20 protein-coding genes are annotated in these 22,013 nt (G+C 61.8%); 10 read left to right on the top strand and 10 right to left on the bottom strand.

From position 1 onward, the window contains the following. Positions 1-61 precede the first annotated feature (61 nt). The 4 genes from B5526_RS14575 to B5526_RS14560 form a co-directional block, all read right to left on the bottom strand. Entirely contained in the window at positions 62-448 is a 387-nt protein-coding gene (locus B5526_RS14575) for a hypothetical protein (protein WP_079538990.1), read from the bottom strand. 126 nt (positions 449-574) lie between these two features. After that, entirely contained in the window at positions 575-1,735 is a 1,161-nt protein-coding gene (locus B5526_RS14570) for an alpha/beta hydrolase (RefSeq protein ID WP_079538988.1), read from the bottom strand. Between the two features lie 127 nt (positions 1,736-1,862). Next, a complete protein-coding gene (locus B5526_RS14565) occupies positions 1,863-3,407 on the bottom strand; it encodes an acyl-CoA synthetase (RefSeq protein WP_079545003.1) in 1,545 nt (514 codons plus the stop codon). Between the two features lie 210 nt (positions 3,408-3,617). Next, positions 3,618-4,790: an acetyl-CoA C-acetyltransferase gene (locus tag B5526_RS14560; protein WP_079538986.1), complete on the bottom strand. Its 1,173-nt coding sequence runs from the start codon at positions 4,788-4,790 to the stop codon at positions 3,618-3,620. A 162-nt stretch (positions 4,791-4,952) separates the two neighbouring features. Between B5526_RS14560 and B5526_RS14555 the strand changes: the two genes are divergently transcribed. From B5526_RS14555 to B5526_RS14525, 7 genes are all read left to right on the top strand, one after another. Continuing rightward, positions 4,953-5,618, top strand: a complete 666-nt coding sequence (locus B5526_RS14555) for a TetR family transcriptional regulator (RefSeq protein WP_079545002.1) — start codon at positions 4,953-4,955, stop codon at positions 5,616-5,618. 84 nt (positions 5,619-5,702) lie between these two features. Next, positions 5,703-6,461, top strand: coding sequence for an SDR family NAD(P)-dependent oxidoreductase (locus B5526_RS14550; RefSeq protein ID WP_079538985.1), 759 nt, complete (start codon positions 5,703-5,705; stop codon positions 6,459-6,461). Positions 6,462-6,782: 321 nt separating this feature from the next. Continuing rightward, positions 6,783-8,657, top strand: a complete 1,875-nt coding sequence (locus B5526_RS14545; RefSeq protein WP_079538983.1) for an AMP-binding protein — start codon at positions 6,783-6,785, stop codon at positions 8,655-8,657. Positions 8,658-8,826: 169 nt separating this feature from the next. After that, entirely contained in the window at positions 8,827-9,954 is a 1,128-nt protein-coding gene (locus tag B5526_RS14540; protein WP_079538981.1) for an acyl-CoA dehydrogenase family protein, read from the top strand. Between the two features lie 158 nt (positions 9,955-10,112). Further along, a complete protein-coding gene (locus tag B5526_RS14535; RefSeq protein ID WP_079538979.1) occupies positions 10,113-11,360 on the top strand; it encodes an acyl-CoA dehydrogenase in 1,248 nt (415 codons plus the stop codon). 145 nt (positions 11,361-11,505) lie between these two features. After that, entirely contained in the window at positions 11,506-12,750 is a 1,245-nt protein-coding gene (locus tag B5526_RS14530) for an acyl-CoA dehydrogenase (RefSeq protein ID WP_079538978.1), read from the top strand. Positions 12,751-12,782: 32 nt separating this feature from the next. Beyond that, positions 12,783-13,478, top strand: coding sequence for a nitroreductase (locus tag B5526_RS14525; protein ID WP_079538976.1), 696 nt, complete (start codon positions 12,783-12,785; stop codon positions 13,476-13,478). A gap of 107 nt (positions 13,479-13,585) precedes the next feature. Here the strand turns inward: B5526_RS14525 and B5526_RS14520 are convergent, their stop codons facing one another. The 4 genes from B5526_RS14520 to B5526_RS14505 form a co-directional block, all read right to left on the bottom strand. Beyond that, on the bottom strand, positions 13,586-14,740 hold the full coding sequence (locus tag B5526_RS14520) for an IS4 family transposase (RefSeq protein ID WP_079544713.1): 1,155 nt from the start codon (positions 14,738-14,740) through the stop codon (positions 13,586-13,588). Between the two features lie 156 nt (positions 14,741-14,896). Further along, entirely contained in the window at positions 14,897-15,694 is a 798-nt protein-coding gene (locus tag B5526_RS14515) for an enoyl-CoA hydratase/isomerase family protein (protein ID WP_079538974.1), read from the bottom strand. After that, positions 15,691-16,803, bottom strand: a complete 1,113-nt coding sequence (locus B5526_RS14510) for a cyclic nucleotide-gated ion channel (RefSeq protein WP_079538973.1) — start codon at positions 16,801-16,803, stop codon at positions 15,691-15,693. The genes B5526_RS14515 and B5526_RS14510 overlap by 4 nt, the downstream gene beginning before the upstream one ends. 128 nt (positions 16,804-16,931) lie before the next feature. After that, on the bottom strand, positions 16,932-18,320 hold the full coding sequence (locus B5526_RS14505) for a TAXI family TRAP transporter solute-binding subunit (protein ID WP_079538971.1): 1,389 nt from the start codon (positions 18,318-18,320) through the stop codon (positions 16,932-16,934). A gap of 401 nt (positions 18,321-18,721) precedes the next feature. Between B5526_RS14505 and B5526_RS14500 the strand changes: the two genes are divergently transcribed. The 3 genes from B5526_RS14500 (at position 18,722) to B5526_RS14490 (ending at position 20,697) form a co-directional block, all read left to right on the top strand. Continuing rightward, entirely contained in the window at positions 18,722-19,075 is a 354-nt protein-coding gene (locus tag B5526_RS14500) for a DUF3307 domain-containing protein (RefSeq protein WP_079545001.1), read from the top strand. Between the two features lie 218 nt (positions 19,076-19,293). Beyond that, positions 19,294-20,175, top strand: coding sequence for a haloalkane dehalogenase (locus tag B5526_RS14495; RefSeq protein WP_079538969.1), 882 nt, complete (start codon positions 19,294-19,296; stop codon positions 20,173-20,175). 120 nt (positions 20,176-20,295) lie between these two features. Next, positions 20,296-20,697, top strand: coding sequence for a hypothetical protein (locus B5526_RS14490; RefSeq protein ID WP_079538968.1), 402 nt, complete (start codon positions 20,296-20,298; stop codon positions 20,695-20,697). A 44-nt stretch (positions 20,698-20,741) separates the two neighbouring features. Here the strand turns inward: B5526_RS14490 and B5526_RS14485 are convergent, their stop codons facing one another. Both B5526_RS14485 and B5526_RS14480 read right to left on the bottom strand, forming a co-directional pair. Continuing rightward, complete coding sequence (locus B5526_RS14485) at positions 20,742-21,062, bottom strand: YkgJ family cysteine cluster protein (RefSeq protein WP_079538966.1); 321 nt, start codon at positions 21,060-21,062, stop codon at positions 20,742-20,744. A 56-nt stretch (positions 21,063-21,118) separates the two neighbouring features. After that, positions 21,119-21,817, bottom strand: a complete 699-nt coding sequence (locus B5526_RS14480) for a helix-turn-helix transcriptional regulator (protein WP_079538964.1) — start codon at positions 21,815-21,817, stop codon at positions 21,119-21,121. Between the last annotated feature and the right edge of the window lie 196 nt (positions 21,818-22,013).

The following is a 22,013-nucleotide window of genomic DNA, read 5'->3' as shown; positions in this document are numbered from 1 at the left end:
TCAGCGTAAAAAAACAGGACCCGAAGGGTCCTGTTTTCTCATCATCCGATGGCGCGCGACCTCAATAGTCGCGGCGATAGAAGCTGTGATGATGGTGATGATGGTGGTGATGGTGATGCCGGTATCGGCGAGGCACGATGATGACGCGGGGCCCCTCATCATACCCATAATATCGGCCATATCCGTTGTGGTGGTGGTGATGATGGTGATGATGCGGGTAGTAGAACTGGGCCAGCTGGACGTTGTCGTCCGCTGACGGGACCGGCGCCGATTCATCGATCGCCTGCAGCAGCGATGCCGCGTTCGGGATCGGTGTGAGAAGATCCGCGAAGGAATTAGCCCGCAAAATGTCGCTCGGGGCTGGATTAGGCGCCGGCGCGGCCTGCGCGGCATTCATCGCCCCGAGCGTCGCCACGGCTCCCAAAAGTCCAGCGATCTTCTTCTCCATAAATCTCTCCTCCTCCAGTGACTTTCGCGGGCGCATTACCCGGTGGTCAAGAACGCCGGCACCCGGAAACGGTTCCTGCGGCGAATAGCGCCATGATGCCGGAGCGATGATGAACTGGCGATGAACTTAACCGGACGCAGCCTCGCTCGCCTGCTTCACGAATTGCAACAGCAGGTGACTGACCTGCTCCGGCTGCTCCTGCTGTACCCAATGGCCGGCACCGTCGATCAGGTGAACGCCGATCATGCGCGCGCATGCCCTTGTCTGCATCGCCTCGAATGTGCCGGGGCGCTGATAGGTGCCCCAGTCCTGCTTTCCCGAGATGAAGCAGGAGGGCACGTCGATTGTGCGGCCGGAATAAGTCTCGAGTTCGGCGGTGAACGCGCCCGAAGTGCCGCAGCGATACCATTGCAAGCCGCCCTGAAATCCGGTGCGCGCATATTCGGCGCTGTAGAAGGCGAGTTCGCGGTCGGGCAGCCATGTGTTGGCGGCGATCGCTTCCGCTGACGGCATTTCCTCGGCCACGGTCTCGGCCATGTTCTTTGCGAGGTCCATGACGTAGTAGGTCGGCAGTTTTGCCAACTCGCCCGCCGACCACGATTGGAGCGGATAGGGCTTGTTGTCTTTCCAGTCGGCGCTCTTGTGGTGGTAATAGGCGCGCAGGAAATCGTGCACGCCTTGGGGCGCGCGGTGCATGTCGGCATTGGCCGCACGCGTCGAGTAGTACCATTGATAATGCTTGCGCGGCCGCGGCAGCGCCGCGAGTTCGCGATGCACGGGATCGGCTTGTTTCGGCCGCGCCGGCGCATCGGCGGTATTGAATGTGAGCTGCGGCGGCCCTGCGAACGGCGCGCTCATCAGGGCCACCGATCGAAATACATCGGGCCGCACCAGCGCGCACCACGCGGCGACCGAAGAGCCGAAATCATGTCCGACCACGGCATCGACCGATCGATAGCCGAAGGCCGACACGAGGCCGAGCGCATCGCGCACCAGGTTGAGCAGCCGGAACGAATTGAGATCGCCGTCGTAATCCGCATCCCAACCGGTGGTGCGGCCATAGCCTCGCTGGTCCGGCGCAATCACGTGATAACCGGCCGCCGCCAGCGCCGGCATCACCTTGCGCCAGCTAAAGGCGAGCTCGGGAAAGCCATGCAGCAGCAGGATGCAGGGCCGGCCGCGCGTCTCGAAGCCGGTTTCGAGCACATGCATGCGAAGGCCGTTGATATCGTCGACGAACCGCGAGCGGATGCCGGGGGGAAGGGGAATGTCGGGGAGGGAGGGCATCGGCTCGTTTCCTCGTCGTCATGGCCGGGCTCGTCCCGGCCATCCACGTCTTTTTATGCCGATGGATTGTAAAGACGTGGATGCGCGGGACAAGCCCGGGCATGACGACGTTGAGAGGTGATTGCTGCTACACCCGCGCCGCCGTCTTCGGCCAATAGCGATCCCGCAAATGCCGCTTCACCAATTTTCCGGTGGGCGTGCGTGGAAGTTCGGCCTCGAAGTCGATGCTCTTTGGGCATTTGATCGACGACAGATGTTTTCGGCAAAACAATATCAGTTCGGCTTCGAGCTCTTTGCCGGCGCGCGCCATGTCGTGCGGCTGCACCACCGCCTTGACTTCTTCGCCCATTTCCTCGTTGGGGACCCCGAACACCGCGACATCGGCGATCTCGGGATGCGTGATCAGCACGTCCTCGGTCTCCTGCGGATAGATGTTCACGCCGCCGGAAATGATCATGTAGGATTTTCTATCGGTGAGATAGAGAAAGCCTTCGTCGTCGAGATAGCCGACGTCGCCGAGTGTCGACCAGCCCCTGGCGTTATAGGCGCGTTTCGTCTTCTCGGGATCGTTGTGATAGGAAAACACCGGCCCATCGGCGAAGTACACCGTGCCGATCTCCCCCACCGGTAATTCCTGATCGTTCTCGTCGAGAATTTTGGCCTTGCCGACAACGGCGCGACCGACGGTGCCGCGATGGGTTAGCCATTGCTGCGACGTCGACACTGTGATGCCGTTGCCCTCGGAGCCGCCGTAATATTCGATCAGGATCGGTCCCCACCATTCGATCATTTTTGCCTTCACATCGACCGGGCAGGGCGCGGCGGCGTGGATCGCGCCTTTGAGCGACGAGACATCGTAACGGATGCGCACCTCGTCCGGCAGTTTCAGCATGCGCACGAACATGGTCGGCACCAGCTGCGACTGGGTGATCCCATGCTTCTCGACCAGGCGCAAAAATTCCTCGGCGTCAAAGGATTCCATGATGATCGAGGTGCCCCCTAGCGTGATCGCCATCATGTTGAAGCGCAGCGGAGCGGCGTGATAGAGCGGCGCCGGCGATAAATAAAGGCTGTCGGAATTCATTCCGCACATGTCGGCGCAGAGAACTTTCAGAAATGGATTCGGCAGGTCGATCGGGCCATGGGCGAATTGCTTCTTGATACCTTTGGGCCGCCCAGTGGTGCCCGACGAATACAGCATGTCGTAGCCGGCGACTTCGTCTGATATCGGCGTGGTCGGCTGCGCGATCGCTTCCTTGTCGAAGGAGCGAAAGCCCGGCAGCGGCTCGTCGATCATGTAGAAGCAGGCTTCGCCAGCCGCGCCGGTGATTAAGCCCTTAATCTGTTCGGCGCATTTCGGCGAGGTGATGACGATCTTGGCGCCGCAATCCCTAATGATGTAGGCGATCTCCTCGCTGGTGAGGTAGCGGCTGATCGCGGTATAATAGAGCCCGCTTCGCTGCGCCGCCCAGCAGATCTCCATGAACGCGAGGCGATTTTCCATCAACAGCGCGATGTGGTCGCCGGCCTTCAGGCCGAGCGCGCGAAACAGATGCGCGCCCTGGTTCGATAGTTCATCGAGCTCGCGATAGGTGATCGCCTTGCCGGTCCCCGCCATCTGATAGGCGATTTTGTCGGGCTGTGTCCGCGCGTGGATCGAGGGATGCGTCATGATGAAATCCCGAAACAATCAACGTGGTCGTCCCCGCCTAGTGCGCAATTGCGCACGGGGAGCGGGGTCCCATAACCACCGATTTGAATTGTTGAAACAAGCTGTAGCCCCAGCCCGGCAAACCGCCAACATTTGTGGTTATGGGTCCCGGCTCAAGGCCGGGACGACACCGGTTGTTGGGGCTTGCTATTAAAGCCGCCCCACGAGTTCTCAGAGCCGCTCCACGATCGTCACATTCGCCATGCCGCCGCCTTCGCACATGGTCTGCAGGCCGTAGCGCTTGTTGCGCTGCTTCAGCGCGTTGACCAGCGTGGTCATCAGCTTGGTGCCGGAGCCGCCGAGCGGATGGCCGAGCGCGATGGCGCCGCCGTTGACGTTCAGTCTCGCCGGATCGGCGCCGGTGGTCTTCAGCCATGCGGTCGGCACCGAGGCAAAGGCCTCGTTGACCTCAAACAGGTCGATGTCGTCGATCGACATGTTGGCCTTCTTCAGCGCGCGCTCGGTCGCATGCAGCGGCGCGTCCAGCATGATCACGGGATCGCCGCCCATCATGGTCATGTGATGGATCCGCGCCATCGGCTTGATGCCGAGCGATTTTAGCCCCTTTTCATTGACTACCATCACGCCGGAGGCGCCGTCGCAGATCTGGCTGGAAGAGGCGGCGGTGAGCTTGCCGTTTTCCGCGATCAATTTGACGCCTTTGATGCCATCGAGGCTGACATCGAAGCGGATGCCTTCGTCGATGGTGTGGGTATCGGTCGAACCATCGGCGCGAGTGATCTGCAGCGGGATGATCTCGTCCTTGAATTTTCCGGCTTGCGTTGCGGCAATGGCGCGCTGGTGGCTCTCATAGGAATATTCGTCGAGATCGTTCTTCGACAGGCCGTACTTCTCCGCCATCATCTCGGCGCCGGTGAACTGGCTGAACACGATGTTCGGATAGCGCTTCTCGATGTTCGGGCTCTTGTAATGGCCAAAACCGTTCTTGGCCGGCAATTGCGACGCCAGTCCCATAGGCACCCGGGTCATCGATTCGACGCCGGCGGCGATCACGCAGTCCATGCTGCCGGACATCACGGCTTGCGCCGCGAAGTGCAGCGCCTGCTGCGAGGAACCGCATTGCCGGTCGATCGAGGTGCCGGGCACGCTCTCCGGCAGCTTTGACGCCATGATGGCGTTGCGCGCGACGTTGTTGGACTGCTCGCCGGCCTGCATCACGCAGCCCATGATCACGTCTTCGACCTGATCGGGGGCGGCGCCGGAACGCTCGATCAGCGAATCCAGCACGGAGGCTGCGAGATCCGCCGGATGCCAGCCGGCGAGGCGCCCTCCCTTGCGGCCGCCGGCGGTGCGGGCGGCGGCGACGATATAAGCCTCGGCCATGATTGTTCTCCCTGATTGTTATTGGCTGGTGTTTCAATGACGGGAGCGGATTTAAGAGGCGCCTGGGGATTTAGTCAATCAATCAATTAACTCTTGAGTGCGGCGCCGGCATCGGCTTATCTGCCCTCGAATTTTCTTTTGGAATTCCCCCGCGGACGGGTCATGGGATCACAATTGACTACCAGCGTACCGACAAGGCTTCCGGGCGGAAGGAACACCACCGCGGAAAAACTCCTGGTCGCGGCCAGCGAATTGATGATCGAGCGCTCCTCGATCGAGGTGTCCTTGAGCGACATCGCCCAGAAGTCCGGGGTCAACGCCGCGCTAGTGAAATATCATTTCGGCAACAAGGACGGGTTGTTGCTGGCGCTGCTGGCGCGCGATGCCGCCACCGAAGTGGCCAACCTCGAATATCTCCTGGCGCAACCGATCACGCCGACCGCGAAACTGAAGCTGCATATCGCCGGTATCATCCGGGCGTACCACCAGTTCCCCTATATGAACCGGCTGATCCACTATCTCCTGCACGAAAGTAGCGCGGAGGCGGCCGATGAGGTTTCAAAATTCTTTGTCGCGCCGCTGTTGGATTTTCATCGCCGCCTGCTTGCCGAAGGCATCAGGGCCGGCGAGTTCCGCACCATCGATCCGGTGTTGTTCTACACCAGCCTGATCGGCGCCTGCGATCATCTGTTCTTCGGGCGGCACGCGATGTCGCGCGCGACCGGCGTCGGCCCGGTCACCGAGGAGGTCTGCCGCCAGTATATCCGGCATATGGAAGCTTTGATTTGCGGGGGCATGCTGACGACCAAAAGGGCGAATGGGGAGTAGCGAATAGCGAATAGAAGGCGGTTCTTCTATTCGCTACTCCCCATTCGCCTACCTAAAAGAAAACGCCCAAGGAAAGGTTTTATCATGCAGTTGAAAGACGTTGCTGTTCTCATTACCGGCGGTGGCTCGGGCTTAGGCGCCGCCACCGCGCGCGCCATGGCCGCCAAAGGCGCAAAAATCGCCGTGCTTGACCAGAGCAAGGAGAATGCCGAAAAGGTCGCGGCCGAAGTGAAGGGCGTCGCTGTTCACGCCGACGTCACCGACGAGGAGCAGGTCAAGGCCGGACTTGCGAAGGCGGAAAGCGCCCATGGTGTCGCGCGCGTGCTGATGAATTGCGCCGGCATCGGCGGCTCGCAGCGCATTGTCGGCAGGGACGGCGTCTATCCGCTCGCCAAATTTGTCCGCGTCATCAACGTCAATCTGATCGGTACCTTCAACGTGCTTCGGCTATTTGCCGAACGTCTGGTCACCGCGGAGCCCATCGGGGAAGAGCGCGGCGTCATCATCAACACCGCGAGTGTGGCGGCCTATGAAGGTCAGATCGGCCAGATCGCTTATTCGGCGTCCAAGGGCGGTGTGGTCGGTTTGACGCTGCCGGCGGCGCGCGACCTCGCGAGCCAAAAGATTCGCGTCAACACGATCGCGCCCGGCCTGTTCCTGACGCCGCTGTTGATGGGGCTCAACGAAGAGGCGCGCAAGAGCCTCGGCGCCCAGGTGCCGCATCCGGCGCGGCTGGGCGATGCCTCTGAATACGGCAACCTCGCCGTTCACATCGTCGAGAACCCGATGCTCAACGGCGAAACCATCCGCCTCGACGGCGCCATCCGCATGGCGCCGCGGTAGTTCTTCTTCCCCTCTCCCCTTGTGGGAGAGGCATAGGCGGCCTTCGGCCGCCGTTCTTAGATAAGACGCCGATGCTTTAGCATCGGCTATGGCGAAGCGAAGACGGGCGAGGGGTTCTATCCGGCTGGCAACCCCTCACCGCATCGAATGCGCGGCTGCCGCCGGTGATGCCCTCTCCCACAAGGGGAGAGGGCGCAGCAATCGGCGCCGCGATTCGCTGACAAAGGCATCAGGGCCTTTCTCGACGAGCGAAAGCCTGTCTATATCGGGCGGTAAGACATAAGGATCCGCAAAGGACCAAGAAATTCCGGGAGATGCAATATGAGTGGGAATGCAGCCGCGGTTTTGACAAAGCCGGGCTTTCGCAAGATCGAATGGCTGAAGCGGGATATCGCGGTCGAGCGGCGGGGCGACGGCGTCATCGTCTTGAAGTCGCGCATTCCCCTCAAACCGTATGAGAAGCATATCCCGGCCTCTCTCTCGAAATGGGCGAGCGAGCGCCCCGACCGGACCTGGCTCGCGCAGCGCACAGGCACCGCCCGGCAATGGCGCAAGCTGTCCTATGCCGAAGCCAAGCGCAGCGTGGACGCGCTGACGCAAGGCCTGCTCGGTCTGAAGCTCAAACCCGAAAGCCCGGTTGCGATCCTCTCCGGCAATTCGATCGAGCACGCGCTGATGACGATGGCGGCGATGCAGGCGCGGTTGCCGGCAGCGCCGGTGTCGCCGGCCTATTCGCTGATGAGCCACGATCACGCCAAGCTGAAATATCTTTTCGCTCTCATCAAGCCGGCGGTGGTGATGGTGCAGGACGGCCCGACCTTTGAGAAAGCGCTGAAGGCGCTTCCTCTCGATGGTGTCACCGTCATTCATGTTGTCCGTCCGTGCGAAGGCATCAAGAGCATCGCCTTCGCCGATCTCGCCGCGACGCGGATCACAAAAGACGTTGAGCAATCGATTGCGCAGATCACGCCAGATACGGTGGGAAAACTGCTGTTCACCTCGGGCTCGACCGGGATGCCCAAGGCGGTCATCAACACGCAGGCGATGATGTGCGCCAATGCGGCGATGATGATGCAGGTGCGGCCGCGCGATCCCAACGGGCCGCCGTCGACGTATCTCGACTGGATGCCCTGGAATCACACCATGGGCGGCAATGCGCTGTTCAATCCGGTGCTGACCGAAGGCGGCACGCTTTATATCGACGACGGCCGGCCGATGCCGGGCATGATCGAGGAGACGCTGCGAAATTTACGCGAGATCTCGCCGACCTATTACGCCAACGTCCCTGCGGGCTATGCCGCGCTGGCGGCTGCCATGGAAAAGGACGACGGGCTGTGCCGAAGTTTCTTCAAAAATCTGGGCATGATGGCGTATGGCGGCGCGCGGCTGCCGGACGATCTCTATGACCGGATGCAGGCGCTCGCGGTGCGCGCCACCGGCGAGCGCATCGTGTTCTATACCGGTTGGGGCTCGACCGAGACCGCGCCGACCGCGACCGGGACTTATTGGGATACCGAGCGCGTCGGCCTGATCGGCCTGCCGTTTCCCGGCGTCGAATTGAAGATGGTGCCGTGCGGTGCGAAATACGAATTGCGGCTGCGCGGCGTCAACGTCACGCCCGGCTATTTCGGTCAGCCCGAGCTCACCAAGGCCGCGTTCGACGACGAAGGCTTTTATTGCATCGGCGATGCCGGTGTGTTCGTCGATCCCGAAGATCCCGTGCAGGGCATCATTTTTGCTGGCCGCGTGGTCGAGGACTTTAAGCTCACGACCGGAACCTTCGTCCACGTCGGCTCCTTGCGCACCGACGCCATCGCCGCGGCGACGCCTGTCGTGCAGGATGCGCTGGTCACGGGGCAGGATCGGCCGTTCGTGGCGCTTCTGGCCTGGCCCAATTTGCACGCTTGCCGGCAGATCACAGGCAATCCCGACGCGAGCTATGAGGAAGTCGTAAAGCATCCCGAGGTGCTGGCCTGCCTGAAGCGCGGCCTGGATGCGCATAATAAATCGAGCGAAGGCGCCAGCAGCCGGCGGATTGCGCGTGCGATGCTGATGATCGAGCCGGCCTCGATCGACGGCAATGAACTCACCGACAAGGGCTACATCAACCAGCGCGCCGGCCTCGAGCGCCGCGCCGTATTGGTGGAGCGGCTCTATGCCGATGCGCCCGGAGAGGACGTGATCATTTTGAACTAATCGTAGGATGGGTTGAGCGCTTGCGAAACCCATCAACCGCAACCACAAACCGTCATTCCGGACGGTCCGTCTTCGGACCGATCCGGAATCCAGAGGTTCCTTACTTCGAGATTCCGGGTTCGCGTTTGCAACGCGCCCCGGAATGACAGCCAGTAAAAGGTACGCCGCCATGAATTTCGATTTCTCCGACGAACAAAAACAGCTCCGCGACGAAGCGCGAAAATTCCTCGCCGAAAAGTGCCCGCCGAAAGCGGTGCGCACCGTGCTCGACGGCAAGGAGCCATATGACCGCGAACTGTGGAAGGGCCTTGCCGAGATGGGCTTTCTCGGCGTCGCGATTCCGGAAGCGTTCGGCGGTGCCGGCGCCGGACATCTCGAACTCTGCGTGATCGCGGAAGAAATGGGCCGGGCGCTGGCGCCGGTGCCGTTTTCGTCCACCGTTTATCTGGCGGCGGAAGCGATTTTGTTGGCCGGCAGCGAGGCGCAGAAGCAAAAATGGCTGCCCAAGATTGCCTCGGGCGAAGCCATCGGCACGCTGGCCTTGTTCGAAGGAAAGGGCAATCCGTCGCCGAAGCTGATAAAACTTTCGGCAACCGGCGGCAGCCTCAATGGCGTCAAGAAGCCGGTGCCCGACGGCGCCATTGCTGATTTTGCCGTCGTCGCCGCGCGCACCGGCTCGAGCGGGCGCGATAGCGATATTTCGCTGTTTCTGGTGGACATGAAGGCCGGGGGCGTCGAAGCAAAGTCGCTGACCAATGTTGATCCATCGCGCGGACAAGCCGAACTAACGTTCAACAACTGCAAGGCCGAGCCGCTCGGCCCCGCCGGCGAAGGTTTTAGCATTATTTCGCAGGTACTCGACCGCGCCGCGGTGCTGCTGGCCTTCGAGCAGGTCGGCGGCGCCGACCGCGCGCTCGAAATGGGCCGCGACTATGCGCTCGATCGCATCGCCTTCGGCCGGCCGATCGGCTCGTTCCAGGCCGTCAAACACATGCTGGCCGATATGTATGTCTCGGCGACGCTGGCGCGCTCGAATTGCTATTACGGCGCCTGGGCGCTCTCGACCAACGCCTCGGAATTGCCGGAAGCTGCGGCCGCGGCACGCATCAGCGCGACGCAGGCGTTCCAGCACTGCGCCAAGAACAACATCCAGGTCCATGGCGGCATGGGTTTCACCTGGGAGTTCGACTGCCACATGTATTACCGCCGCGCCAATGCCACCGCGCTGTCGCTCGGCAGTCTGTCTTATTGGGAAGATGCGCTGATCGACCGCATGCGCAAGAAGAACGCGGCGTGATCACAACGTCATTCCGGGGCGCGCCAACGGGTCCGCGCAAAGCGCGGCCCGATGACAGGCTCCGCGCGAACCCGGAATCTCGGCGTAAGTAACTTCTGGATTCCGGATCGATCCGCGGGGGCGCGGATCGTCCGGAATGACGAGTGAGGACAAAGCGAATGAACTTCGATGACACCCCGCAAGAAGCCGCGTTCCGCGCCCAGGCAAAAGCCTGGATCGCGGCGAATGCGCCGAGGCAGTATGAGGAGGAACTGAAAAACTCCTCGCTCGGCCGCACGCAATTGAAGGGCGCCAACATCCTCGAAGTGGCAAAAGCCTGGCAAAAGAAAAAGGCCGACGCGGGATGGGCCTGCCTGCACTGGCCAAAGGAATATGGCGGCCGAGGTGCAACGCCCATCGAGCGCGTGATCTGGCAGCAGGAGGAGGGCGCGTTCGGCAAGCTCAGCTCGATGTTCATCATCGGCCACGGCATGTGCGGGCCGACCATGATGGCGTTTGCCGGCGAGGAGCAAAAACGAAAATATTTGCCACCGCTGGCATCAGGCGAAAAGATCTGGTGTCAGCTATTCTCCGAACCCGCCGGCGGTTCCGACGTTGCTGGCTTGCGCACGCGCGCGGAGAAACGCGGCGACGACTGGATCATCAACGGCCAGAAGATCTGGACTTCAGGCGCGCATTATTCCGACTACGGCATCCTCTTGACCCGCACCGATCCCAATGTGCCCAAGCACAAGGGGCTGACCATGTTTTTCCTGGACATGAAGAGCCCGGGCGTCGAGATCAAGCCGATCAAGCAGGCCAACGGCCAGTCCGATTTCAACGAGGTATATTTTGCCGATGTCAAAATACCCGACGCGCAGCGGCTCGGCGAAGTCAATGACGGCTGGAACGTGTCGCTGACCACGCTGATGAACGAGCGCATGTCGATCGGCGCCGGCGTCGCCACAGGTTTTCCGGAACTGTTCGAATTCTGCAGCAGTCTGATGCTGGAGGATGGCCCCGCGATTGACGACCGCGACGTTCGCTCAAAACTTGCCCAATGGGCGGTGAAGGCGAGCGGCCTGAAATACACCAGCATGCGCGCGATCTCGGCGCTATCGAAGGGCGAGCGTCCGGGCCCCGAAAATTCGATCGGCAAGCTGGTCGCGGGCTCGATGGTCCAGGATGTCGCAGCTTATGCGCTCGATTTGCAGGGCGCGGCCGGCGTGCTGAGCGGGCCTGAGGACGCGGAAGCCACCGGCAAATTCCAGGCGATGCTGCTGCGCGCGCCCGGCACCCGCGTCGAAGGCGGCACCGACGAGATCATGCGCAACATCATCGCCGAGCGCGTGCTTGGCCTACCCGGCGATATCAGGGTCGACAAGGACGTGCCGTTCAACAAGATACCGACCAAGGGACGCGCGTGAAAAAATCGACCTCATCCTGAGGAGCGGCGTCTTCGCCGCGTCTCGAAGGATGGGCCACGGGCCTCATGGTTCGAGACGGCGCAAGAGCGCCTCCTCACCATGAGGAGTGAGATGCTGATTCGGGTTTGAAACATGAGAGGCTCACATGAATTTCGATGACACCCCGCAGGAAGCCGAATTCCGCAGCCTCGCCCGCAAATGGGTCGACGCCAACGCGCCGAAGCAATATGAGGCGGAACTGTCGAAGGCTTCGCTCGGCCGAATAAGACTGCAGAAGGAAGAGATCGTCGACGTCGGCAAGGCCTGGCAGAAGAAGAAAGCCGAAGGCGGCTGGGCCTGCCTGCACTGGCCGAAGGAATATGGCGGCCGCGGCGCCACGCCGATCGAACGCGTGATCTGGCAGCAGGAAGAGGGCGTCTACGGCAAGCTGACGCAGCCATTTCAGATCGGCGAGGGCATGTGCGGGCCGACCGTGATGGCCTATGGCTCCGAGGAGCACAAACGCCATTATCTGCCAAAGCTCGCTTCCGGTGAACAGATCTGGTGCCAGCTTTTCTCGGAACCGGCCGGCGGATCCGACGTCGCAGGTCTTCGCACGCGCGCAGAGAAGCAGGGCGACAACTGGGTGATCAACGGCCAGAAAATCTGGACCTCCGGCGCGCACTATTCTGATTACGGCCTCCTGATCACGCGCACCGATCCCAATGTGCCGAAGCACAAGGGCCTCACCATGTTCTTCCTCGACATGAAGAGCAAAGGCGTCGAAGTGCGCCCCATCAAGCAGGCCAACGGCATGCAGGAGTTTAACGAGGTCTATTTCACCGACGTGGTTATTCCCGATCATCAGCGTCTCGGCGCGGTCGGCGACGGCTGGAACGTGTCGTTGACCACATTGATGAACGAGCGGATGTCGATCGGCTCGCGGCTTGCGACCGGCTTTCCCGAGATGTTCGAGTTCTGCTCCAATCTGATGACGGAGGACGGGCTCGCCATCGACGATCGCGCCACCCGCTCCAAACTCGCGAGCTGGGCGGTGAAGGCGAGCGGGCTGAAATACACCAGTTATCGTGCGATCTCGGCCTTGTCGAAAGGCGAGCGTCCGGGACCGGAAAACTCGATCGGCAAATTGGTGGCGGGCGCGATGCTGCAGGACATCGCGATGTATGCGATGGACCTCGAAGGCGCAGCCGGCGTCTTCACCGGAGCTGCGGAAGAAGAAGCGCGCGGACAATTCCAGCAGATGCTGCTGTCGTCGCCCTCGATGCGGATTGCCGGCGGCACCGATGAAATCCTCCGCAACATCATCGCCGAGCGCGTGCTGGGCCTACCCGGCGACATCCGCGTCGACAAGGATGTGCCGTTCAACAAGATTCCGACCAAGGGAAGATAAATCCCAGTTGGCCCAACAGAGGCGATGATGTGATGGATAGCAAAATCGACACCGCGCCGATCGAGGTCCTTGAAGACCTGCTGAGCGAGCGTTTTTCCTGCCGTGCGTTCCGGCCCGAGCCGCTGCCGCGCCCGACCATCGAGCGCATCCTGGCGGCCGCGCAAAAGACCGCGTCGTGGTGCAACAGCCAGCCGTGGCAGCTTGCGATCGCCTCGGGTGCTGCGGCCAAGAAATTTCGCGATGTGATGTATGGCGCCGCCAGTAGCGGCAAGCCGAACACAGGCGACTTTCCGTTTCCGCGCGAATATCGCGGCGTCTATCTGGAGCGTCGCCGCGAAAGCGGTTTTCAACTTTATAATTCGCTCGGAATTCCCAGGGGCGACAAGGCCGGTTATGCAAAACAGGCATTGGAAAATTTCAACTTCTTCGGCGCACCGCATGTCGCCATCGTCCATACCGACGAGGCGCTCGGCGTCTACGGCGCGATCGATTGCGGCGGCTATGTCACGAGCTTTATGCTCGCGGCGCAGGCGCTGGGCGTGGCGACGATACCGCAGGCCGCATTGGCGTTTCACTCCGAATTGGTGCGCAAGCATTTTGGGCTCGGCGACGACCGCCGGGTGGTGTGCGGGATTTCGTTCGGATATCCGGACCGCGAGCACAAGGCCAACAGCTACCGGACGACGCGGGCGAGCCTTGCCGATACGGTGAAGTTCGTGGACGAATAACCGGCTCCGCACAAAAGCCGTCATGCCCGGGCTTGTCCCGGGCATCCACGTCTTGAGGCCCGAGCAGGAAGACGTGGATGGCCGGGTCAAGCCCACCACTGTCCGGTTCATTGGAAGTATAGTCCAAGTTTCAACTGATCGGGGTTTATCGGGATCGGCTGTAGGGGTTCGAGCAAATGGTTGATCGGGCGTCTGTGCATGAGGTTGGTGCGGACGAGGCGGGCAAATTCGAGAGGGCTGTGCACCGCTTTTTGAGCCAGCTGGGCCATGCGCAAGATGAGAAAGGCGATCAGGGCGATGGCGATCTGAATGCGGACGGCATTCTCGGAGACACCGATGAAGTGCCTGATTCGAAGCGTCTGCTTGACCCAGCGAAAGAACAATTCGATCTGCCAGCGCTGTTTGTAAAGCTCTGCGATCTCTTCTGCCGGCGCGTCGAGATCATTGGTCACGATGCGCAACAGCTTACCGGTGTCGATGATCACGGTGATCTCTCGGACCGGAACTTGCAGCGGATTTTTGCGGCTGTTGGCGAGCCGGGCCGGCAAATGACCGACGCGGTCGCGCAGAATATTGCTGTTTTTGGGGACGCGGTTCTCCTTTACCACGCTGAACGGGGTATTCTTCTTCAGTCGCGTCACGAAGCGGCAGCCGGCGTCATCGAGCCGCGCCCACCAGCCATAATCGTAATAACCGAGGTCGTAGACGTAGGTTGCGCCCGGCTCGATCGGCATCGCCTTGGCGGCTGTGATGTCGTTGACGTTAGCGGGCGTCACCGCAAAGTAAACCGGCCGATCGGCATTCGGATCGTAGACGATATGCGCCTTGGCGCCGAACACATCGGCCGAAAATGTCGCCCAGCCCTCGCTCAGGCTGGAGAGCCGAACACTGGTGGAATCAATGAGCCGGACCGCGTCTGCCGTCGCGCGCCGCAGCCCACGATGCGCTTGCGGCAGCATCTGCGCGAACAGCTCGCTGAACACTTGCCAAGGCCGCGTCGAATTGGCGTCCGACATCGTCGAACGCTTCACCGGTGCCGCCCCCACGTGATAAAGCCGCGTCTCGTGGCTCGCCATCCCGGTCACGACCTCCCGCAGGCTCGTCGAGCCGCTCAATTGCCCGTACAGCAATGCGATGAACTGACGCTTCGTCGTCAATTTCCGCACCAGCCGGTCGGCCCCGTACTTCTCCACGATCTGTTCGAACTTAGACCAAGGAACGTGCTTTGTTAGACTGTGAAATACGCTATTCTGATGCCGCATGGCGTGGACCTCCTTCGGTGTCTCGAACGTGTGCGAAGCGCTCAAAACACAGAAGAATCCTCGTCATGCACCCTGTCTACAAAAATCGAACCGGACAGTGGTGGGTCAAGCCCGGCCATGACGAAGGATAAGGTCGAGGTCCGCGTTGAAAACCGATTAAAACTTCGGCGGGCGCTTTTCCGCGAACGCCGCGATGCCTTCCTTGATCTCGGCGCTGCGCATGCTGTCGCGGTGGCGGTGGTCGGCGGCGGCTTCATCGAGCCGGCCCCGGGCGAATTCGTTGATGGCGCGCTTCATGCCGGCCATCGCGACCGGGGCGTTGCCGGCGAGCGTCGCCGCCAGTCGATCGACCTCTTCGTCGAGCGCTTCCGCCGGCACCATCGCGGTGAGGTAGCCGATCCGGAGCATCTCCGCCGCGCCGATCTTCTCTGCGGTCAGGAACAGTTTTTTGGCATTGTCGACGCCGAGCCGCGACACGTAGCGGGCGATGCCGCTCGTGTAGTAATGCAAGCCCAGCCGGGCCGCCGGCATGAACATCTCGCACGTGTCGACGCCGATGCGGAAGTCGCAGGCCAGCGCCAGGTCGGTGGAACCGCCATAGACACCACCATTGATCCGGCAGATCGTCGGGATCGCGAGGTCTTCAAGCCGGTTGACGACGATCTCGAACGCCGATCCGGCGGTCTGTTCCTCGGCCTTAGCCGCGCGATCGGCGATCGAGCCAAGATCGTATCCGGCCGAGAAGGCGCGGCCGGTGCCGGTCAGCACCAGAACGCGGATCGCGGGATCTGATTCGATCCGGTCGAACAGGTTTGCCAGCACATCGAGATCCTCGGGCTGCAGCCGGTTCAGATGCTTCGGCCGGTTGAGGCGGATGGTGGCGCGTGCGTCCTTGATATCGAGCACCGGCGGGCTCGCTGCGTCCGTGGTGCGGGGAGCGTGTTCCTGCATCATTTGTTCTCCAGCGCGCGCCGCTTGGCTTCGGCATCGATGGTCTCGCCAAGATCGGGATGCCTCGCCATCAGCAGGCGGAAATCGACGAGATCGAGCACCAATAGCCGCGACACCCGCGTGGTCGTGATATTGGCAGAACGCGTGTTGTTGCCGAGCAGCGCCATCTCGCCGAAGAACGCGCCTTCGCCGAGCGTCACCTTCTTGCCCGGCAGATCGACCTCGACTTCGCCCGCGGCAATAAAATACATGCAGTCGCCGGCCTGGCCCTTGCGGATGATCATGGTGCGCGCCGGCAGGTCCATGGTGCGCAGCATATGCGTCACGTCGGCGATCGCCGCGGGACCAAGCGCCGCAAAGAACGGCACCTTGCTCACCGACTCCCAGGTTCTCAGGAAATTGTCGCGGCGGGTCTCGGCGGCAAAACCGGTGGCGAGGATACCGGTCCAGAGCCCGAACACGCCGAGGCCGCAGATCATCACCAAAGCCGCGATCAGCCGGCCGAGCGGCGTGATCGGCACCACGTCGCCATATCCGGTCGTGGTCAGGGTCGCGACCGCCCACCATAACGCCGCAGGCACGCTGCCGAACGCCATCGGTTGGGCGTCGCGCTCCAGGAAATACATTACGACCGAGGCCAGGAACAAGACCATCAGGAAGAGCACCAGCACGCTCAAAAGCGGCCCGGATTCCAGCACCAGCACCCGGCGTAATTGCCGTAGTCCCGGAATCCCCGGGACCACCTTGAACATCCAGAAGATGCCCAGCAGCCAAGCCGTTTTGGGATCGAAGCCAAGGATGAGAGCGAGCGGGATCGCAATCGCGGAGACGGCGTCGAGCAGCCCGCGGCCGGATAGCGCGTAAGTCCGGATGCGGCGCGCGTGAAAAGCGTGGCGAAGCCGGACCACCCATTCGAACGTGAAGAAGGAAAGACACGCCCACAGCACCGCGTCGACCCAATGATGCGCGGCCTCATAGGCGGGGTCGACCGTCAGCAGCACCATCATGACGACGCCGGTCAAGACCGCGACATAGGCCGTCCGGGTCAGGTTGCGGCCGGCCGTCGCCATCACGAATAGCGTCAGAGCCGGGAAAGAACGCGGCTTGGGCATCGGGGAGGCAGCGCCTTTCGCTGGAAAAAACACCAGATGCGGCCGCGCAGCGCGCGACCGGTCCCCCAAAGTGCCCGGGCGGGAGGAGGCCGTCAACGAGGTACGAAAGCAGCGTTAAACGAGCACCCCTACGCGCTTTGGGCGGACTTGACGATCACCACATTGTCCTCATGGCCGGCGTGGCGCTTCAGGCTCTCGCGCCGCATGCCGAGTTCGTCGCGCACGAATTCGTAGCCGAGCTTGAACGTCTCCAGTCCGTCGGTCGAGATGGTGCCGTCGCGCAGTCCGACCACCGCGCCGCGCAGGATCGCCTCGAGTTCATCCTGCAGCGCGTCAAGCGCGTCCAGCGAGGTCGCATGTTCCATCCGCTCGCCGATGTCGAGGATGGCGGTTGCGAGTTCGCTGGCCTTTTCCGGCGCGACCCGGGTCAGATTGGTGTAGATCGCGGCAAATATCGAACCGATGACGCTGAGCGCGCCGGCGCCCAGATACATCATGTCGCTGTAGCGGTCCATGAACGATTTGGTTTCGTCGTTGATGTATTCCGCCGCGCCCTGGTGGGCGATGACAAAGGCGTCCTTGTCGGTGTCCGCCGGTTCGATCTTGGTGGCGAAACCGTCGTCCAGCACCAGTTCGGCCTTGTTTTCGTAGATCGCGCGCGCGAGATCTCCCGCGGTACCCGTCGACATCCTGTTCTGCGCGACCAGAAGCCATTGCAACCCGATGGTATCGAGATCGTCATCGGGTATCGCGGGCGAGGAGGAAACCATGCCTGTTGCCAGCGTTTCCTCGGTAATCCCGGGAATTCGCCGGGCCAGCGCCTTCGACTCGTCGATCGCGTTCAGGGTGAAGCCGCCACGCTTGGCATATTCTTCGTAGCGTTTGTCCTTGACGATCGTCGACGCATGCGCGATCACCACCGCCGCGCCAAAACCGCCCGAGCTGAACAGCTTTTCGAACGAATTCGGCGGCGCCATCTGGACCCGCGCGGCCGCGTCGGAGTTTTCCGAGATGTCGAGGCTGTTGCGCACGAAGACCGCGCTGCTGTCGCTGGCAGCGAGAACCGCGATCTTCTTTTTCTTCAGTTCCGCGAGCGACTTTATCTTTTTGCCGGGAGGGCTGATCAGCAGCACGATGTCGTGTTCCAGGATCGCCAGCGCGCGCGCGTGCGGCGGAACTTTTGCGTCGGTGCGCAGCACGGCCAGATCGGCCTGCCGGCGATCGAACTGCGCGAGCGCTTTGGCGCTATCGGCGTTGGCCACGATCTTCAGCCGCAGCCGCGATGCGTTGCTCTTGAGCACGGTGGCAAGCTTGGCGGCGAATCGCGCCTCCGGGCCGTTGGCGTCGCCGACGGCGAACACCAGCGTTTCGTAATGCTTCAGCCAGATGCGGCCACCCCAAACGGTTGCAATGGTCAGTATCAATGTCAGCGCGGCAAACAGCACGACCTGTCGGCGATTGCTGGTGACGAGCGTGGGGGGCGCTTTCGCTTGCTGCGTTGGGACTTCAGCGTTCATGGCTCATACCCGCCCCCGCGGAGCGCATCGCGGCCTGACCAGCCCCGAAGGTTCGCCCAACGAGATCGTAAATATCTAAAAAAGAACGACAATTTTCCAGCACTATGATGATATCCGCCTCAGGGCGGATTGCAAATCAGGGCTTCCGGTAACCTTGCCGGCGGAGGCGCGCCGACCTATCGCAGTTAAGTCACACCAGAGGTTTTTCGGGTTCCCCGTAGGTGCATTCTGTCCGGGGAGGTGTCATAAATGAGCAATACCGGTCGAAATGTCCGGATTTAAGAAGAAGTTGCGCGCAAGCCTCCCAGTTCTGTCCGTGCCCTTCAGTCCGAGCGAGGCCGCCAGCTTTGTCGTTCCCCCTTTTGTCCTCGTCGGTCCCGGTTGGTGCGCTGATCGGCTGGATGCTCGTGCTGACGGTCAAGCACGTCATCGCCGATTTCGTCCTGCAGACGTCCTGGATGGCCATCGGCAAGGACCAGAAGACCGGATGGGCGCTGCCGCTCCTGGCGCATTGCCTCGTGCACCTTGCGGTTGCAATGGTGCTGATCCTGATTATCGCGCCGCGGTTCTGGTTCGTCGCCCTGATCGATTTTGCCATTCACATCACGGTTGACCGCGCCAAGGGACTTTGCGCCTCGCGATTTGGCGTCACATTGGAGAACGAGCACCCGTGGTTCTGGACGCTGATCGGGGTCGATCAGGCGCTGCACCATCTCACCGATTTTTTTCTCGCGATCCTCATGGCGGCGAATTGACGCGCCTGGCGGTTTGCGGCGCGACATCCATCTAGGCCGTCATACCCCGCCACCGGGTCTCGCCTTCGGCGAGCCCGATGACAGGCTCCGGCGGGGTATCTAGTATACCGAGGAGCCGGTGCTGGAACTCAATGCCGGTGGAATACTGGATCATCCGCTTTCGCGGATGATGACATTGGAAACCAGGGCGATCGCTATTGCCGATTGAGAGAATCCAAATGACAGAGCAGCCGCTGACCAAGAAGACCGTCGATGTGCTCGACAGCCGCATGGCTTATCACGAACGCGGCGAGGGCAGGCCGGTGCTGCTGCTGCACGGCAATCCGACCTCGTCCTATCTGTGGCGCGATGTCATTCCCGAGCTTGCCGGCCGTGGCCGGCTGATCGCGCCCGATCTGATCGGCATGGGCGATTCCGCCAAATTGCCGAATCCGGGTCCCGACACCTACCGCTTCGTGACCCACCGCCGATATCTCGACGCTTTCATTGACGCGGTGATCGGCGCTGAAGAATCCGTCGTGCTCGTGGTGCACGATTGGGGCTCGGCGCTTGGGTTCGACTGGGCCAACCGGCACCGCGACCGTATCCGTGGCATCGCCTATATGGAGGCGATCGTGCGGCCGATCGCCTCCTGGGACCATTGGAGCCCGCAGGCGGTGCCGATCTTCCAGGGCTTCCGCTCCGACAAGGGCGAGGCGATGATCCTCGACCGCAACATGTTCGTCGAGCGGGTGCTGCCGGGCTCGGTGCTCCGGAAACTGAGCGAGGCCGAGATGACGGAATATCGCGCCCCGTTTCTCGAGCGTGAGCACCGCTGGCCGACGCTGACTTGGCCGCGCCAAATCCCGATCGCCGGCGAGCCCGCCGATGTGGTGCAGATCGCGGCCGATTATTCGCAATGGATGGCCGAGAACAATATCCCGAAGCTGTTCGTCAACGCCGAGCCCGGTGCCATCCTGATCGGCGCGTCCAGGGAATTTTGCAGGAGCTGGAACAATCAGCGCGAAGTGACGGTCTCCGGCTCGCATTTCATCCAGGAGGATTCCGGGCCGGCCATCGGCCGGGCGGTGGCCGACTGGATCAAGGCGAACGGGCTGTAGAGCAAGCTTTGGCCTGTCCGATTCGGGTTATCCCTACAAGCATGCCCGAGCGATTACGGGAACCGTGGTTAACCTTTCGTTAGAGAGTCGCGTTGCATCTTGTTAACAGGGGGATTGCTCATGTTTTCAAGCCGCGACGCCTTTGAGAACGATTTCTGCCCGGTTGGGGATGAGTTGCTTGGCGAAATGTACCGCGCCAACGAAAACGGTCTGCCCCAATTGGTCGCGAGTGTCTCTTCCGATGTCAGGGCGATGCTCGCGCTGTTCTGCTATCGCCGAAGCCATCTGCATGCGCTGGCGCTCTCGATCGCGGCAAGCTGCAGCGAGCGCGAACTGGTCCATCTCGGCGGCCGCGTCGGCTCGACCCTTTACGCACTGTCTCGCGAACCCGCGGCACGCAGCGCGCCGTCGTCCTCCTACGGCAATCGCAAGCCGATCACGCTCTCAACCAAGCCGCTTTCCACCTTCTCGCCGATCGAGGACGAACTCGACGACGATTTTGCCGAAGCCGTCACGGCGTAGCAGCTGTCGTCCCTGCGAACTTCGCAGGGACGACACCAAAAAAATTAGACTAACACCGGCAGCCCGTGCCGTCGCCGCGCCATCTGGCATTCGACATCGCCCGGCACGCAGGTCCGGCACACTTCCGGGCGCACCGCGTAGACGGTACAGGAGGTCGCAACCCCGACCTTGCCTGACAGCGCCGAACAGCGGTCGCCCTCGCAGCGCATGCCCGACAATCTTTCATTGACGAATCTTGCCGGAATGAGATCAAGCGCGGCATCGTCCTCGGTGGTGAAGCGCGGCCAGTTCTGCGAATAGGAGCAGCAGGCGCCGCAGGCCTGGCACGGGCTTTTGTCGTCAATGATGCTGTCGCTGGTTTCCATGCGTCCCGTTTAGCGCGGAATTAGCCGACCGGCCATGGCCCGCGTGGCTGCATCCCTCAGGTATCGCCGGGCGGTTCCCACACAAGGCTCCTTCGCCACTTCGCCCGCAGCAGGTCACGCCGCTCCGGATATTTTTCGTCGAGATAGACGGCGTCGACGACGCGGTCGGTGCGGAAGCTGCGAAAATCCTTGCGCAGCTCGCACCATGCCGCCAACAGCCGCACCGCCTCGAGATAGCCGATCGCGATCGGCCAGATCGTGCGTTCACTGTCGCGGCCGTGTTCGTCGCGATAGCGCAGCGCGATCTTCTTGCCCTCGTGAATCTGCGAGCGCGTCCGCACCATGTCGATACGGTCGGCCTCCTTCTGCCAGGCCGGGCGGGCGCGGCTTGCCGGTTCGAGCACAAACGGCCTCAAGCGCTCGGGGACGGTGTCGGCGATCTTGGACATCAGGTCTTCGGCTGCGCGTGCCAGCACGGCATCGGCATGACCTGAGACCCATTGCGCGCCGAGCACGGCGGCTTCGATCTCATCGGGGGTGAGCATCAGGGGCGGCAGGTCAAATCCCTTCTCCAGGATATAGCCCATGCCGGCCTCGCCGCGGATCGGCACGCGCTGTCCGATCAGGGTGGCGATGTCGCGATAGATCGTCCGCTTCGAGGTCTCGAGCTCGGCGGCGATGGCATCCGCTGTCAGCGGATTCCTGGTGCGGCGGAGCACCTGGATGATCTGGAACAGCCGGTCGGCGCGTCTCATGGCGAAGTCTCTTTTGTCTCTATTAGAGGGCCGCTAACCGCTGCTGACAGCATGTTGGCAGCAGGGGGTCAGTATACCGGGACAACACTCCAACAAAGGGAATTTTGTCCATGATGATCCTATACGGCCTCGACCTCTGGACCTCGATGTCGCCGCTGCTGACACCACGGTGGCAGCAGGGGATGGCTAGCCTCAA

Source organism: Bradyrhizobium lablabi (genome assembly GCF_900141755.1).
Classification (GTDB): domain Bacteria; phylum Pseudomonadota; class Alphaproteobacteria; order Rhizobiales; family Xanthobacteraceae; genus Bradyrhizobium; species Bradyrhizobium lablabi_A.
Note: the sequence above shows the minus strand (reverse complement) of the source record. Positions and strands in the feature narration are given on the sequence as shown.

Coding starts and splice junctions, on each gene's coding strand:
- B5526_RS14575 (WP_079538990.1), bottom strand. CDS start 448: ATGGAGAAGAAGATCGCTGGACTTTTGGGAGCCGTGGCGACGCTCGGG.
- B5526_RS14570 (WP_079538988.1), bottom strand. CDS start 1,735: ATGCCCTCCCTCCCCGACATTCCCCTTCCCCCCGGCATCCGCTCGCGG.
- B5526_RS14565 (WP_079545003.1), bottom strand. CDS start 3,407: ATGACGCATCCCTCGATCCACGCGCGGACACAGCCCGACAAAATCGCC.
- B5526_RS14560 (WP_079538986.1), bottom strand. CDS start 4,790: ATGGCCGAGGCTTATATCGTCGCCGCCGCCCGCACCGCCGGCGGCCGC.
- B5526_RS14555 (WP_079545002.1), top strand. CDS start 4,953: ATGGGATCACAATTGACTACCAGCGTACCGACAAGGCTTCCGGGCGGA.
- B5526_RS14550 (WP_079538985.1), top strand. CDS start 5,703: ATGCAGTTGAAAGACGTTGCTGTTCTCATTACCGGCGGTGGCTCGGGC.
- B5526_RS14545 (WP_079538983.1), top strand. CDS start 6,783: ATGAGTGGGAATGCAGCCGCGGTTTTGACAAAGCCGGGCTTTCGCAAG.
- B5526_RS14540 (WP_079538981.1), top strand. CDS start 8,827: ATGAATTTCGATTTCTCCGACGAACAAAAACAGCTCCGCGACGAAGCG.
- B5526_RS14535 (WP_079538979.1), top strand. CDS start 10,113: ATGAACTTCGATGACACCCCGCAAGAAGCCGCGTTCCGCGCCCAGGCA.
- B5526_RS14530 (WP_079538978.1), top strand. CDS start 11,506: ATGAATTTCGATGACACCCCGCAGGAAGCCGAATTCCGCAGCCTCGCC.
- B5526_RS14525 (WP_079538976.1), top strand. CDS start 12,783: ATGGATAGCAAAATCGACACCGCGCCGATCGAGGTCCTTGAAGACCTG.
- B5526_RS14520 (WP_079544713.1), bottom strand. CDS start 14,740: ATGCGGCATCAGAATAGCGTATTTCACAGTCTAACAAAGCACGTTCCT.
- B5526_RS14515 (WP_079538974.1), bottom strand. CDS start 15,694: ATGATGCAGGAACACGCTCCCCGCACCACGGACGCAGCGAGCCCGCCG.
- B5526_RS14510 (WP_079538973.1), bottom strand. CDS start 16,803: ATGCCCAAGCCGCGTTCTTTCCCGGCTCTGACGCTATTCGTGATGGCG.
- B5526_RS14505 (WP_079538971.1), bottom strand. CDS start 18,320: ATGAACGCTGAAGTCCCAACGCAGCAAGCGAAAGCGCCCCCCACGCTC.
- B5526_RS14500 (WP_079545001.1), top strand. CDS start 18,722: ATGCTCGTGCTGACGGTCAAGCACGTCATCGCCGATTTCGTCCTGCAG.
- B5526_RS14495 (WP_079538969.1), top strand. CDS start 19,294: ATGACAGAGCAGCCGCTGACCAAGAAGACCGTCGATGTGCTCGACAGC.
- B5526_RS14490 (WP_079538968.1), top strand. CDS start 20,296: ATGTTTTCAAGCCGCGACGCCTTTGAGAACGATTTCTGCCCGGTTGGG.
- B5526_RS14485 (WP_079538966.1), bottom strand. CDS start 21,062: ATGGAAACCAGCGACAGCATCATTGACGACAAAAGCCCGTGCCAGGCC.
- B5526_RS14480 (WP_079538964.1), bottom strand. CDS start 21,817: ATGAGACGCGCCGACCGGCTGTTCCAGATCATCCAGGTGCTCCGCCGC.